This window comes from Microbacterium sp. NPDC089696 (assembly GCF_044749125.1).
GTDB lineage: Bacteria > Actinomycetota > Actinomycetes > Actinomycetales > Microbacteriaceae > Microbacterium.
Window position 1 is genome coordinate 1706397 of record NZ_JBIVHF010000001.1, and the last position, 13898, is coordinate 1720294.

At 70.7% G+C, this 13898-nt stretch carries 12 protein-coding genes; 11 read left to right on the top strand and 1 reads right to left on the bottom strand.

Features of this window, described 5'->3' with window-relative positions; translation table 11 throughout:
• Positions 1 to 46 precede the first annotated feature (46 nt).
• The 5 genes from nusA (at position 47) to ACIPY8_RS08455 (ending at position 6975) form a co-directional block, all read left to right on the top strand.
• Positions 47 to 1030: a transcription termination factor NusA gene (gene nusA / locus ACIPY8_RS08435; RefSeq protein ID WP_400816942.1), complete on the top strand. Its 984-nt coding sequence runs from the start codon at positions 47 to 49 to the stop codon at positions 1028 to 1030.
• Between the two features lie 125 nt (positions 1031 to 1155).
• Positions 1156 to 1365, top strand: a complete 210-nt coding sequence (locus ACIPY8_RS08440; RefSeq protein WP_400816944.1) for a YlxR family protein — start codon at positions 1156 to 1158, stop codon at positions 1363 to 1365.
• 59 nt (positions 1366 to 1424) lie between these two features.
• Positions 1425 to 4184: a translation initiation factor IF-2 gene (gene infB, locus ACIPY8_RS08445; protein ID WP_400816946.1), complete on the top strand. Its 2760-nt coding sequence runs from the start codon at positions 1425 to 1427 to the stop codon at positions 4182 to 4184.
• 75 nt (positions 4185 to 4259) lie between these two features.
• Positions 4260 to 4691 (top strand): 30S ribosome-binding factor RbfA, encoded by a 432-nt coding sequence (gene rbfA, locus ACIPY8_RS08450; RefSeq protein WP_400816948.1) that lies wholly within the window; start codon positions 4260 to 4262, stop codon positions 4689 to 4691.
• 124 nt (positions 4692 to 4815) lie between these two features.
• Entirely contained in the window at positions 4816 to 6975 is a 2160-nt protein-coding gene (locus tag ACIPY8_RS08455; protein WP_400816950.1) for a LuxR C-terminal-related transcriptional regulator, read from the top strand.
• Between the two features lie 35 nt (positions 6976 to 7010).
• Here the strand turns inward: ACIPY8_RS08455 and ACIPY8_RS08460 are convergent, their stop codons facing one another.
• The gene (locus tag ACIPY8_RS08460; protein WP_400816952.1) at positions 7011 to 7910 is read right to left on the bottom strand and encodes an A/G-specific adenine glycosylase; all 900 of its coding nucleotides are present in this window, start codon (positions 7908 to 7910) and stop codon (positions 7011 to 7013) included.
• 48 nt (positions 7911 to 7958) lie between these two features.
• Between ACIPY8_RS08460 and ACIPY8_RS08465 the strand changes: the two genes are divergently transcribed.
• The 6 genes from ACIPY8_RS08465 (at position 7959) to ACIPY8_RS08490 (ending at position 13733) form a co-directional block, all read left to right on the top strand.
• Complete coding sequence (locus tag ACIPY8_RS08465) at positions 7959 to 8621, top strand: hypothetical protein (protein ID WP_400816954.1); 663 nt, start codon at positions 7959 to 7961, stop codon at positions 8619 to 8621.
• 28 nt (positions 8622 to 8649) lie between these two features.
• On the top strand, positions 8650 to 9543 hold the full coding sequence (gene truB / locus ACIPY8_RS08470) for a tRNA pseudouridine(55) synthase TruB (RefSeq protein ID WP_400816956.1): 894 nt from the start codon (positions 8650 to 8652) through the stop codon (positions 9541 to 9543).
• Positions 9540 to 9908, top strand: coding sequence for a hypothetical protein (locus tag ACIPY8_RS08475; RefSeq protein WP_400816958.1), 369 nt, complete (start codon positions 9540 to 9542; stop codon positions 9906 to 9908). Before truB ends, ACIPY8_RS08475 begins: the two co-directional genes overlap by 4 nt.
• 108 nt (positions 9909 to 10016) lie before the next feature.
• The gene (locus tag ACIPY8_RS08480; RefSeq protein WP_400817685.1) at positions 10017 to 10436 is read left to right on the top strand and encodes a hypothetical protein; all 420 of its coding nucleotides are present in this window, start codon (positions 10017 to 10019) and stop codon (positions 10434 to 10436) included.
• Positions 10433 to 11386, top strand: a complete 954-nt coding sequence (locus ACIPY8_RS08485) for a bifunctional riboflavin kinase/FAD synthetase (protein WP_400816960.1) — start codon at positions 10433 to 10435, stop codon at positions 11384 to 11386. The genes ACIPY8_RS08480 and ACIPY8_RS08485 overlap by 4 nt, the downstream gene beginning before the upstream one ends.
• A 202-nt stretch (positions 11387 to 11588) precedes the next feature.
• Complete coding sequence (locus tag ACIPY8_RS08490) at positions 11589 to 13733, top strand: DEAD/DEAH box helicase (RefSeq protein WP_400816961.1); 2145 nt, start codon at positions 11589 to 11591, stop codon at positions 13731 to 13733.
• Positions 13734 to 13898 lie beyond the last annotated feature (165 nt).

The following is a 13898-nucleotide window of genomic DNA, read 5'->3' on the forward strand; positions in this document are numbered from 1 at the left end:
GTCGCGCGTGCGAACCGGCGCGACGAGAGCTGAATAGGGAGCCGTCATGGATATCGAACTGAGTCTGCTGCGTGGGATCGAGAAGGAGAAGGCGATCCCCTTCGACGAGCTCGTCGCGATCATCGAACAGGCCATCCTGACCGCCTACTCGAAGCACGTCTCCGCCGACGGCGCCACGCCCGAGGGCGTGCGCGTCGAACTCGACCGTCGCAGCGGGCACGTCGCCGTGCTCCAGGCCGTGAAGGACGAGGAGGGGGCCGTCATCGGCGAGGAGGATGCCACCCCGGACGACTTCGGACGCATCGCCGCGTTCGCCGCGAAGCAGGTCATCAGCCAGCGCCTCCGCGACATCGCCGACGACGCCGTGCTCGGCGAGTTCCGGGGCAAGGAGGGCGACATCGTCGCCGGCGTGATCCAGCAGGGGCCCAACCCGCGCATGATCCACGTCGACCTCGGATCGGTCGAGGCCATCCTCCCACCCGAGGAGCAGGTCCCCGGCGAGGAGTACACGCACGGATCGCGCCTGCGCGTCTACGTCACGAGTGTCGCGAAGGGCCTCAAGGGTCCGCAGATCACGGTCTCGCGCACGCACCCCGGCCTCGTCCGCAAGCTGTTCGCGCTCGAGGTGCCGGAGATCGCGGCCGGCCTGGTCGAGATCGTCTCTCTCGCCCGCGAGGCCGGTCACCGCACGAAGATCGCCGTGAAGGCCAACGACCCGTCGATCAACGCCAAGGGCGCCTGCATCGGCGAGCTCGGCCGTCGCGTCCGCGCCGTCACCGAGGAGCTCGCCGGGGAGAAGATCGACATCGTCGACTACAACCCCGAGCTGGCCGCGTTCGTGGCCAACGCGCTGTCGCCCGCCAAGGTGACCAGCTCGTTCATCCTCGACGCGGGCACCAAAGCCGTGCGCGCGCTCGTGCCGGACTATCAGCTCTCGCTCGCGATCGGCAAGGAGGGCCAGAACGCCCGACTCGCCGCCAAGCTCACGGGCGCGAAGATCGACATCCAGCCCGACAGCGTCCTGGACTGACTCTCTCCGACACCCGACTCGCCCTGCCGGCGCGAGTCGGGTGGGATCGCAGGTGTAAGATGGAACCCGTACGAACGTGCGTCGGTTGCCGCACGCGTGCTTCCCGCTCCGCCCTCCTCAGGGTGGTGTCCCAGAACGACATCCTCGTCATCGATGAGCGTGCCGTCCTGCCGGGAAGGGGCGCGTGGGTGCATCCGACGCAGGAATGCATGGATGCCGCGCTGCGGCGACGTGCTTTCGGACGAGCACTGCGCGTGTCCGGTCCTCTGGACACGCAGACCATCGAGAAACAAAGGCTGAACAGCTATGGAAACAAAGTGAACGGCTCGAAATGAGACCCGTCCGCGACTAGTGGTCTGCCCTGTCTGGGCAGACCGACCCAGACAGGAGAATTGTGGCTGGTAAACCACGCGTACATGAGATCGCCGCTGAGTTCGGCGTCGACAGCAAGGTCGCACTTGCGAAGCTCAAGGAACTCGGAGAGTTCGTCAAGAGCCCCTCTTCGACCATCGAACCGCCGGTGGCGCGCAAGCTGCGCGCGGCGATCGAGGCCGACCCCTCGCTGAAGTCCTCGGGTGAGGCGGCCCCCGCCGCGAAGCCTGCGGCGGCGAAGCCGGCGCCCGCGAAGTCCGCGGCGCCGACCCCCGGCCCGAAGCCCGGCCCCAAGCCGGCTCCGACCCCCGAAGCACCCGCTGCCGCTCAGGCGCCGGCAGAAGTTCCTGCGGCGACCCCCGGCCCGGCTGCGGCCAAGCCCGGTCCCGCTGCTCCCCAGCCGTCCTCCGACGCTGCGGCGAAGCCGTCCTCCGACGGCGCGCCCAAGCCCGGTGCGCCGCGTCCGGGCAACAACCCGTTCGCGTCCAACCAGGGCATGGGCCAGCGCCCCACCGGGCCCCGTCCCGGCAACAACCCCTTCGCCTCGGCGCAGGGCATGGGCCAGCGTCCGACGCCGGGCAACATCCCGCGTCCGCAGGCTCCGCGCCCCGGCGCTCCTCGGCCCGGCGCTCCGCGTCCCGGTTCGCCGCGTCCCGGCGCCCCTCGTGGTGGCCAGGGCGGTCGTCCCGGTGCACCGTTCCAGCAGCGTCCCGGCGGTCCCGGTCGTCCCGGCGGTGCCGGTGGCCCCGGTGCCGGCGGTCCCGGCGCTCGTCCCGGCGGCGGTTTCGCCGGACGTCCCGGTGGCGGCGGCCGTGGTCGTGGCCCCGGCGGCGGCACTGCCGGTGCGTTCGGCAAGGGCGGCGGCAAGAGCAAGCAGCGCAAGTCGCGGCGGGCGAAGCGGCAAGAGTTCGAGATGCGGAGTGCTCCGGTCGTCGGTGGCGTCAACGTCACCCGCGGCAACGGGGAGACCATCCGCATGCGTCGCGGCGCGTCCATCGCGGACTTCGCCGACAAGATCGAGACGCTGACCGGCTACACGGTCCAGCCCGGAACGCTTGTCACCATCCTCTTCAACCTCGGCGAGATGGCCACGGCCACCGAGTCGCTGGACGAGGCGACGTTCGAGGTCCTCGGCGAGGAGCTCGGCTACAAGATCCAGATGGTCTCGCCCGAGGACGAGGACAAGGAGCTCCTCGAGGGCTTCGGTCTCGACCTCGAGGCCGAGCTGGAGGCGGAGAGCGAGGACGACCTCGAGATCCGTCCCCCGGTCGTCACCGTCATGGGTCACGTCGACCACGGTAAGACGCGACTGCTCGACGCGATCCGTCAGACCAACGTCATCGAGGGCGAGGCCGGCGGCATCACGCAGCACATCGGTGCGTACCAGGTCTGGACCGAGCACGAGGGCATCGAGCGCGCGATCACCTTCATCGACACCCCGGGTCACGAGGCGTTCACCGCCATGCGTGCCCGTGGTGCGCAGGTGACCGACCTCGCCATCCTCGTGGTCGCGGCCGATGACGGCATCATGCCGCAGACGGTCGAGGCGCTGAACCACGCTCAGGCGGCGAACGTGCCGATCGTGGTCGCGGTGAACAAGGTCGACAAGCCCGAGGCCAACCCGGCCAAGGTGCGTCAGCAGCTCACCGAGTACGGTCTGGTCGCCGAGGAGTACGGCGGCGACGTCATGTTCGTCGACGTCTCGGCTCGCGCCGGCACCGGAATCCAGGACCTCCTGGACGCCGTGCTGCTCACCGCCGACGCCGGGCTCGACCTCACGGCCAACCCGAACAAGGCCGCTCGCGGTGTCGCCATCGAGGCGAAGCTCGACAAGGGCCGCGGTTCGGTGGCCACGGTGCTCATCCAGTCCGGAACGCTCCGCGTCGGCGACGCGATCGTCGCGGGCACGGCCTACGGGCGCGTCCGTGCGATGGCCGACGAGAACGGCGAGCAGGTCCTCGAGGCCTTCCCGTCGCGTCCCGTGCAGGTGCAGGGTCTCAACTCGGTGCCGCGTGCCGGCGACGTCTTCATCGTGACCGAGGAAGACCGCACGGCGCGTCAGATCGCTGAGAAGCGCGAGGCCGTCGAGCGCAACGCGCAGCTGGCCAAGGCCCGCAAGCGCATCTCGCTCGAGGACTTCACCCGTGCTCTCGAAGAGGGCAAGGTCGAGTCGCTCAACCTCATCATCAAGGGTGACGTCTCCGGTGCCGTCGAGGCACTCGAGGAGTCGCTGCTCAAGATCGAGGTCGACGAGTCGGTCCAGCTGCGCATCATCCACCGCGGTGTGGGTGCGATCACCGAGTCCGACGTCAACCTCGCGACGATCGACAACGCGATCATCGTGGGCTTCAACGTCCGCCCCGACACGAAGGCGCGCGAGCGCGCTCAGCGTGAGGGTGTGGACATCCGTTTCTACTCCGTCATCTACAACGCGATCGACGAGATCGAGAGCTCGCTCAAGGGCATGCTCAAGCCGGAGTACGAAGAGGTCCAGTCGGGTGTCGCCGAGATCCGCGAGGTGTTCCGCTCCTCGAAGTTCGGCAACATCGCCGGTGTCATCGTGCGTTCGGGAACGATCACGCGCAACGCCAAGGCGCGCGTCATCCGCGACGGCGTGGTGCTCGCCGATGGCCTGGCCATCGAGTCGCTGCGTCGTTTCAAGGATGACGTCACCGAGGTCCGCACGGACTACGAGGCCGGTATCGGCCTCGGCAAGTACAACGACATCCAGATCGGCGACGAGATCGAGACCACCGAGATGGTCGAGAAGCCGCGCGGCTGATCGGATTCGATATCGTCGGGCGAGGGTGCGTGAAGCATCCTCGCCCGACGGGCTTCCGCAGGAGGAGAAGGAACAATGGCTGGAGAACGACAGGCCCGACTCGCTGATCGCATCCGTGTGATCCTCGCGGAGCGCCTCGAGAAGGGGCTGCGCGACCCGCGGCTCGGCTTCGTCACCATCACGGACGTCCGCGTGAGCGGCGACCTCCAGCACGCGTCGGTGTTCTACACCGTGCTCGGCACGGAGGAGGAGCGTCTCTCGAGCGGCGCCGCACTCACGTCGGCGACGGGGATGCTGCGCAGCGAGGTCGGCCGTCAGCTGAGCACTCGTCTCGTGCCGACCCTGGAGTTCATCCCGGACGCGCTCCCGGAGAACGCGGACCACATCTCCGCACTGCTGCGCGAGGCGCAGGAGCGCGACGCGCAGGTCGCGAAGCTCGCGTCCTCGGCGTCGCACGCGGGGGAGTCCGACCCCTACCGGCACGAGGACGACGACGCCACGGCGTGACGTCCACACGACCCTCCTCGTCGACACGAGTGTGAAGTTCCGGCATCTCGCCTGAGCGGCGGGCTCCGGTTGCTACCGTCGGCACAGTCGAGCGGATGCTCGGCCGGACGGGGGTCGGCGAGAGGTGTCGAGCGAGCATGCGGAGTCACTGCTGGTCGCCGCGGCCGAGAGTGTCCTCGAGGATCTCCTCGCGCGCGGGCTCGGCTGCGCTCCTCGCGTCGTGGCCCGTCTTCTCGCGCTCCTCGACGGAGACGACGAGACGATCCGAGCGGTCGTCGCCCGGTTGAGCCCTGACGAGCGCGCGGGAACACGACCGCTCCCGCGGCCGCTGCCCCTCGTCCCGGAGCTCCTGGCGCGGTTCGCGGAGCTCGACCTCCCCTCCGACGAACGTTCGCTGCTGCTCGCCGCCGCGGTGAGCGAGGACGACGCCCTCGGCCCCCTCCTGGCCGCGTGCGGCCCCGGCGCCGAGAGGACGCTCGACTCGAGCGCGCATCTGCGCGTCCACGCGGGGCGCTTCCGCTTCGTCGAGCGACGCCTCGCGTTGTGGGTGTGGACGACGAGCAGCCCTCACACCGTCACGGACGCGCATCGGCGTCTCGCCTCGGCCCACTCCGACGCCGGGGACGCGGTGCTGGCCGCGTGGCACCGGGCACGGAGCTCGGTCGGCGGGGACGCGGTGTCCGCGGGCATCCTCCTGCGCGCGGCCAGAGAGCTCGCGGATGTCGGCGCCAGCGAGCGCGCGGTGCTGTTCGCCTCCGAGGCCGCCGCGCACACGGACGGCGCGGACCACAGCGCGGCGCGTCTGACCGCCGGCGTGTCCGCGGTCGGAGCGGGGCATATGGCGGAGGCGGTCGGCTGGCTCGCCGCGGTGTGCCCGTCCGCCGACGAGAGCACCCGGCTCCACGGACTCGCCGCGCTGCTCGTCGCGCACGCCCATCTGCAGGGGGCGGTGCCGGACGCGTCGCGGCTGCGTCCGCGGGGAGACGCTCCCGACGATTGGCACGCCTGGACCCGAGCCGCCGCGTTCGGCGCAGCCCTGTGCGCCGAACGCGGCGATCGAACGGGGGCGCGCACCTGGATCGACGCTCTGCGTGACGGAGCGGAGCGGACGGGGTCTGCGCGCCGGCTCCGCGACCCCGTCGTCTCCCTCGTCTGGCTCCTGCTGGGCGAAGGCGACCCCGCGGATGTCGAGGGGACCGGCGCGGTCACGGGAGTCGTGCTCGGCGCGTTGCGGCGAGCCCTCGCGGGCGACCTCGCGGGCGGACTGCAGATCCTCGCGACCGGGGAGTCCGGTGTCCTCGATCAGGACGATCCGTTCATCTCCGGCTTCGAACACAGCGATCTCATCTCCGCGCACCGGGTGGTCGTCGAGGTGCTGCTGCGCGTCTGGGCGGGCGACATCGCCGGCGCGCGCTCGCGTCTCTGCGAAGAGGCGCTGGTCCTGCCGCTGTCGGTGCCGTTCGCGGGTCTCGGCGTCGTGCTCGCGCGGCGACTCGATCTCGCGGTCCTCGGAACCCTCGGACCGTTCGCCCGTTCGCTCGCCGTCGCCCTGCCTTCGGCCTCTCGCATCGACCAGCTCGTCGACCGAGCGCTCCGCGCCCATCTCGCAGGCGAGTCGAACGAGGCGGCGTCGTGTCTGCGGCTCTGGCTCGACCGCGGCGGTCCGCAGCTCGCGCTCTCGGTGCCCGGTCTGGACGAAGAGGCACCCGTGGGCGTCGACCCGGCCTCCCTCGTGCGTCATCGCGTCGAGCCCCCGGAGATGCAACTGGGACGTCTGCTCCGGTGGCGTGCGGTCTCCAGCGTCGACGCGGTCTGGCGGAGCGAGGCCGCGGAGGTGACGGAGGTCGCGCGGTCCATCTCGTCACCGTTCGAACGGGCGCGGGTCGAAGCCGCGATCGGGAACAGGGCGCTCGTCGACGACGATCCGATCACCGCACGGACGCACCTCCTCGCGGCCCGGCAGCTCTTCGACGAGTGCGGAGCGCGCGCGTGGGCGGACGCCGTGGCGCAGCGCTGGGACGGCATCGCCGAGGAGAACGGCGGCGCGGCGGAAGTCGAGGCCGCCATCGCGCTCCGTCGAGGGTGGGCGAACCTGCTCACCCCGCGTGAGCTCGACGTCGCCCTGATGGCGGTGAGCGGCGCGTCCAACCGCGAGATCGCCGCGGCGCTGACCGTGTCGGTCCGGACCGTGGAGGTGCATCTCGGCCGCGTGTTCGCGAAGCTCGGCGTCCGCAGTCGTGTCGAGCTCGTGCTGCGGGGACATCGGAGCGCCCGATACGGCTGATCGACGTGCCGACGGGCGGTCGTGCGAGGAGTGCGTCAGCGGGGGAGGGAGAGCAGCTCCCCGTCGGCCTCCGCCAGGCCGTCGGCGATCAACGAGTCGATCGCGCGGTCGCGCTGCAGCGCATCGGGCCACTCGCGCAGGACGGAGGCCAGGGGGACCGCCTCCGGAGCCGCCTGGCGCAGCGTCCGCAGCGCGGCGCCCCGGGCCTGTCGATCGGATCCCTCGAAGGCCGCCTGTCGGCGCCGGACATCACCGGTGTCGGGGCGTCCCGCGGCCACCCACGCGCAGGAATCGCGCACCGGGCAGCTGTCGCAGCGGGGTGCTCTCGAGACGCACACGGTCGCGCCGAGCTCCATCGCTGCGGCGTTGAACGTCGCCGCGTCCTCGTCCTGCTCCGGGAGGAGTGAGGACATGAGGTCGAGGTCCGTGCGGGACGGCGCACCGGGCTGCGCCTGACCGAGCACGGCGCGCGCGAGTACGCGTCGCGTGTTCGTGTCCACGACGGGATGCCTGTCGCCGTAGGCGAACACCGCGACCGCCCTCGCCGTGTAGTCGCCGATCCCGGAGAGCTGGAGCAGCGCGTCGACGTCGCGGGGCACGACACCGTCGTGGCGGTCGGACACCTCGATGGCCGCCCGGTGCAGCCACAGCGCTCGTCGAGGATATCCGAGGTTCGACCACTGCTGCAGCACCTCGGCCGGCGACGCGGCCGCGAGAGCCCGCGGCGTGGGCCACCGGGTCAGCCATGCCTCCAGATGAGGGATCACGCGGGTCACCGGCGTCTGCTGCAGCATGAACTCGCTGACGAGCGTGCCCCACGCGCCGAACTCGTCATGGAACGCGGGGCGCCGCCACGGCAGGTCGCGCGCCGATCCTCGATACCATTCGATCAGGCGGAGCAGTCCTGGGGGGTCAGGACGCGACGTCGGGGGCATCCCGACAGCCTAAGCGACCCAGACACGACAGACCGGAGGCAGGACCCGATGGAATCCACCAACGTCACGAAGCTCCGCGCGGCGGGTGCGGCACTCGCCGTCGCCGTGCTCGCGGGGATCACCGCGGGGTGCGCTCCCGCATCATCGCCGCAGCCGACCTCGACGTCGACCTCGTCGGCGAGCGAGACGCCGACACCGACCCCGACGCCGACGATGCCTGCAGTGGACCCGGCTGACCCGTCGACGTGGCTGATCACGGATGCGGGTGTCGGGCCGATCCTCATCGGCGGGGACCTGACGACGACGCTCGCGGAGCTGCCTGACTCGTGGACCAACGACGCGGCCGCCTGCGCATGGTCGGCCTTCTGGCAGGACCCGGCGGCGAACTACCAGATGTACTTCGTCCGCGGCACCGAGAGCGACACGGCGCCCATCGGGGAGATCTCCGTCAACGCGGGCGGGCACACGGAGTACGGCACCGGCAGCCCGCGGACGGAGGACGGCCTCGGGCTGGGGTCCACCCGGGAGGAGGTCCTCGCCGCGCACGCCGACGCCCAGGAGATCCCGCCGCAGATCGGCGACACGACCTGGCTCATGGTGCCCGGAACGGGCGAGGCCCACGTCTTCTTCGGCGTCCGGGAGGGGGACAGCGCCGTGTCGGACGTCCGGGTCACGACGCGATCGGAGCCGTCCTACGAGGTGTGCGGCTGAGCGCAGGCGCGCCCCGTAGGCTGGGGGGATGGTCTCGCCCGGCATCCTCCTCGTCGACAAGCCCGCTGGCCTGACCAGCCACGACGTGGTCGCCCGCGTCCGGCGTGCGTTCGGCACGCGCAAGGTCGGCCACGCCGGCACCCTCGATCCGATGGCGACCGGTCTCCTCGTGGTCGGCATCGAAGGCGCGACGCGCCTGCTCACGTACATCGTGGGAGCCGACAAGACCTATGAGACGACGATCCGCCTCGGTTCCACGACCACCACGGACGACGCCGAGGGGGAGGTCGTCGTCCACGCGGACGCCGAAGCGCTGGATGCCGTGACCATCGAGCGCGTCGACGCCGGGGTCCGCGCACTCACCGGCCGCATCTCGCAGGTGCCGAGCTCGGTGTCGGCCGTCAAGGTCGACGGACGCCGCGCGTACGACCGCGTCCGTGCGGGCGAGGAGGTGGTGCTCGCGGCTCGAGACGTCACCGTGTCGCGTTTCGACGTCCACGAGCGCCGCACGGTCTCCGGGGCGATCGACCTCGATGCGACGGTCGACTGCTCCTCGGGCACGTACATCCGCTCGCTCGCCCGGGACCTCGGTGCCGGGCTCGGCGTCGGCGGACATCTCACCGCGCTGCGACGCACCAGGGTGGGGAGCTTCGACGTCGCGGACGCCGTCGGGATCGACGACCTCGCCGGTTCGACGCCCCTGACCCCCGCGGCGGCGGCGGAGCTCGTGCTCGACGTGCTGCGGGTCACCGCCGACGAAGCACGCGACCTGCGCCACGGCAAGCGTCTGGCCGGTCAGGCGTCGCGCCTCACGGGTGCCATCGCGGCCGCGATCGACGAGGACGAGACGCTCGTCGGCGTCGTCGAGAAGCGCGGCCCCGACCTCAAGAGCGCCATGAACATGCCGGAGGTCTCGCGATGATCCTCTGGTTCACGATCGTGCAGGTCGCCGTCGCGGTCGCGGCCGGGGCGTTCTGTCTGGTCGTCGGCCTCGCCGGACGACGGCCCAGCGACTGGTCCGTCGGCGCGCTCGCTCTGGTCGAGCTGTTCCTGGTGGTGCAGGTCGTCGCGGCGATCGTCGCCCCTCTCGCCGGCAACCCGCCGACGGGAGACCTGCTCGAGTACTGGGTCTACCTCGTCTCGGCGGTCCTGCTGCCGATCGGAGCGGTGCTGTGGGCCCTCATGGAGCGCAGCAGGTGGAGCACCGTGATCCTCGGAGTGGCAGCCCTCGCGGTCGCGGTCATGGTGTGGCGCATGCACGTCATCTGGACCGTCCAGATCGCGTGACCGGCGGGCCGTCATCCGCCGTCACGACCCCCGCGCGAGCGGCTCCGGTGTCTTCGGCGCGCGCCTAGAATGGATCGAGCTATGAGCACCTCCCACCCTTCCTCCCGGATGACCGGCATCGGCCGTGTCCTCGTGATCGTCTACGCCGTGATGGCGCTCGCCGCGACCGGCCGCAGCTTCGTGCAGATCGTCCGCCAGTTCGACGAGGCGCCCCTCGCGTACGCCCTGTCCGCCCTGGCGGCGATCGTGTACGTCCTGGCGACGCTCGCACTGGTGTTCGCACGGCGCGCCGGCTGGTACACGGTGGCCTGGATCGCGATCGTCTTCGAGCTCACCGGAGTCCTCGTGGTGGGAGCGCTCAGCATCTTCCTGCCCGATCTGTTCCCGCACGACACCGTCTGGTCGATGTTCGGCCGCGGCTACCTCTTCATCCCGCTCGTCCTCCCCGTGTTCGGCATCTGGTGGCTCCGCACCCACCGCCCGTCGGACGTGGCGACGCCGATCCCGGACGCCGAGGTACGCGCGTGATCGTCTTCCGTCATCCGCAGGACGTTCCGGCGGACTTCGGCCCCTCGGCTGTCGCGATCGGCAAGTTCGACGGCGTGCACGCGGGGCACCGCGCGGTGATCCGGCGGCTCCGCGAGGCCGCATACGCCTCCGGAGTCCGCTCGGTGGCCGTGACCTTCGACCGCAACCCGCTGGCGGTTCTCCGGCCCGACCGCTGCCCGGAGAACGTGGTGACGGTGGACCGCAAGCTCGAACTGCTCGGTGAGCTGGAGCTCGACGCCACGCTGATGCTCACCTTCGACGAGCGGCTCGCCGCACTCACGGCCGAGGACTTCGTGAGCGAGATCCTCGTGGGGGCGCTCCGAGTGTCGACCGTCCTCGTGGGCGAGGACTTCCGGTTCGGGCGCGGAGGAGCCGGCACCCCGGAGCTGCTCCGTGAACTCGCACCCGTGCACGGGTTCACGGTCGAGGTCGTCGACGACGTGTACCTCGACGGCTCCGATCGTCGTGTGTCGTCGACCTGGATCCGCGAGCTGCTGATCGACGGCGACGTGTCCACCGCCGCGCGCGCGCTCGGCCGCCGCGTCGATGTGCGCGGCGAGGTCGTGCACGGACTGAAGCGCGGCCGCGAGCTGGGATTCCCGACGGCCAACCTCTCGGCGTCGGTCGACTCCTTCGTCCCGGCGGACGGCGTCTACGCGGGATGGCTGGTCGACCACGACACCGGCCTGCGTCACCGCGCGGCGATCTCGGTCGGCACCAACCCCACCTTCGACGACGTGCTCGAACGCCAGGTCGAGGCGCACGTGCTGGGACAGACCGATCTCGATCTCTACGGGCATGACGTCACGGTGGAGTTCATCGAACGGCTGCGCGGGATGGTCGCGTTCGAGGGGATCGAGAAGCTCAAGGCGCAGATGGCCGCGGACGTGACCGAGGCCGAGCGGGTCCTGGACTCCGTCGGCTCCTGACGCCCCGTGCGGCGTGGCGGAGACTGCCCCCGCCCGCCGCCATGGCATAGACTGGTCGCGGTCGTCAGCGATCCTCACGCAGCAATCGCGCATCGGTGTCGACCGGTACTGCCGTCCGCACGGTCCTGGCTCGCGCCACACGCGGACATCGAGAACGGCCTCGCATCATGGGGATGCAGGGGCCTTCACGCTCAGGAGGAGCATGCCGACCACGGCAACCGCCGCCACGCGGCGCAAGAAGACATCCCGTCGCGACGATGAGGCCCCCCTCATCCCGATCCTCGCGCGCAAGGTGCGCGAGATCGAGGCGAAATCGCAGCGCGGCAAGCTCGGCCCGACGAACCGGGTGAAGTTCCAGGTCATCGCCTTCCTGGTGCGCGAGGAGCGTGCCAGGGTCAAGGCAGATCCGGAGATCGCCGACGCCGCGCGCGCCGAGCTGCTCAAGCGCCTCGACGGTGTGGCGACGATCCTCGCCAAGACCGCCGCACGCGACACCTCGCTGATCCAGCTCCTCGAAGCCGATCAGGCCACGTCGCCCGTCGCCAAGCGCATGCGCCGCGACTGGCTACTGGAGTCCGGCGCCGAGCTCCCGCCGGAGGAGCTCATCATCGCGGATGTCGCGCCCATCCAGGTGCCCGTCGTCTCGGCGGCGATCGCCGAGCGTCAGGTCACGCCGCCCTCGGTCGAGGCGCGTCAGCTCGCGAACCCCTTCCTCGCGCCCGACCTCACCCCGCGGATCACCACGACCCCGCGTCGTCGCCTCGACGGCTGGGAGCTCATGGGGCCGCTGTACAAGGCCTTCGAGACCGGAGCCGGCGGGGCCGCCGCGAGCATGGAGCTCCCGCCCGCACCCGAGTTCGACCACCTGTCGCCCAAGGGGCTCGAGGTCATGGTGCACCAGTCGCGCTTCCTCGAGGCTGTCCGCGCTGGGCACCGCAGCTTCCTGCTCGCCGACGAGCCCGGCCTCGGCAAGACCGCGCAGTCCGTGCTCGCCGCCTCGGTGGCCGGGGCGTACCCGCTGCTCGTGGTCGTCCCGAACGTCGTCAAGATGAACTGGGCGCGCGAGGTCGAGCGCTGGACGCCGCAGCGGCGGGCCACCGTGATCCAGGGCGACGGCGACGACATCGACGCCTTCGCCGACGTGTTCATCGTCAACTACGAGATCCTCGATCGGCACATGTCGTGGCTCGCATCGATCGGTCTGCGCGGCATGGTCGTCGATGAGGCGCACTTCATCAAGAACCTCAGCTCGCAGCGTTCGCAGAACGTGCTGTCGCTCGCGTCGCGAGTGCGTGAGCGCACCCCGGGCGGGAATCCGCTCATGCTCGCGCTCACAGGAACGCCCCTCATCAACGACGTCGAGGACTTCGACGCGATCTGGCGCTTCCTGGGCTGGACGACGGGGGAGAAGCCCGGTCCCGAGCTCATGGAGAAGCTCGACGCGACCGGCTTCACGCCCGCCGACAAGGCGTTCTACCCCGAGGCCCGCGACGCGGTCATCTCGATGGGCATCGTGCGACGCAAGAAGAAGGACGTCGCCGCCGATCTCCCCGACAAGCTCATCGCCGACCTGCCGGTGCAGCTCGACGACGAGTTCGGGCGCAGTATCCGCCAGGCGGAGCGCGAGCTCGGCGAACGTCTCGCAGCCCGGTACCGCCGGATCATCGAGGCACGCGGTGACCGCGGCCTCGCTCCGGGGGAGATCGACGAGGACATCGTGCGTCTCGTGGCGCAGAACGAGCTCGAGGAGTCGAAGGCTGCGGGCACGGGCGGAGACAACGTCTTCACGATGGTGCGTCGGATCGGTCAGGCCAAGGCCCAGCTGGCGGCGGACTACGCCGCGCAGCTGCAGCGCTCGGTGGGCAAGGTCGTGTTCTTCGCGAAGCACATCGACGTGATGGACCAGGCGGAGGCGCACTTCGCCGCCGCGGGCATCCGCTCGGTGTCGATCCGGGGAGACCAGACCTCGACAGCACGTCAGCAGGCGATCGACGACTTCAACGGCGACCCGGATGTCGGGATCGCGGTGTGCTCGCTCACGGCCGCGGGTGTCGGGCTCAACATGCAGGCAGCCTCCAACGTCGTGCTCGCCGAGCTGTCGTGGACCGCCGCGGAGCAGACGCAGGCGATCGACCGCGTCCACCGGATCGGCCAGGACGAGCCCGTGACGGCGTGGCGCATCATCGCCGCCCACACGGTCGACACGAAGATCGCGGAGCTCATCGACCAGAAGCAGGGCCTCGCAGCCCGCGCGCTCGACGGCGAGGCCACCGACGACGCGGCGGCCGAGCCCGTGCAGCTCGGCGCTCTGATGCACCTCCTGCGCGAGGCTCTCGGCGCGGCCTGATCGTTCCGGCGGGTCCGCCGGCTCAGCGAAAGATCGGCGTTAAGAACTATGGTTCTTGACGCCGATTTCTCGTCTCGGATGCCGAATCGGTGAACATCTGACGAATCGTCGCGATCCGACGGCAAGATCGCGCGTTTTCACCGTCCCGAATGGCGGACGATCGCC

Coding starts and splice junctions, on each gene's coding strand:
- nusA (WP_400816942.1), top strand. CDS start 47: ATGGATATCGAACTGAGTCTGCTGCGTGGGATCGAGAAGGAGAAGGCG.
- rbfA (WP_400816948.1), top strand. CDS start 4,260: ATGGCTGGAGAACGACAGGCCCGACTCGCTGATCGCATCCGTGTGATC.
- ACIPY8_RS08460 (WP_400816952.1), bottom strand. CDS start 7,910: ATGCCCCCGACGTCGCGTCCTGACCCCCCAGGACTGCTCCGCCTGATC.
- ACIPY8_RS08465 (WP_400816954.1), top strand. CDS start 7,959: ATGGAATCCACCAACGTCACGAAGCTCCGCGCGGCGGGTGCGGCACTC.
- truB (WP_400816956.1), top strand. CDS start 8,650: ATGGTCTCGCCCGGCATCCTCCTCGTCGACAAGCCCGCTGGCCTGACC.
- ACIPY8_RS08475 (WP_400816958.1), top strand. CDS start 9,540: ATGATCCTCTGGTTCACGATCGTGCAGGTCGCCGTCGCGGTCGCGGCC.
- ACIPY8_RS08480 (WP_400817685.1), top strand. CDS start 10,017: ATGACCGGCATCGGCCGTGTCCTCGTGATCGTCTACGCCGTGATGGCG.
- ACIPY8_RS08490 (WP_400816961.1), top strand. CDS start 11,589: ATGCCGACCACGGCAACCGCCGCCACGCGGCGCAAGAAGACATCCCGT.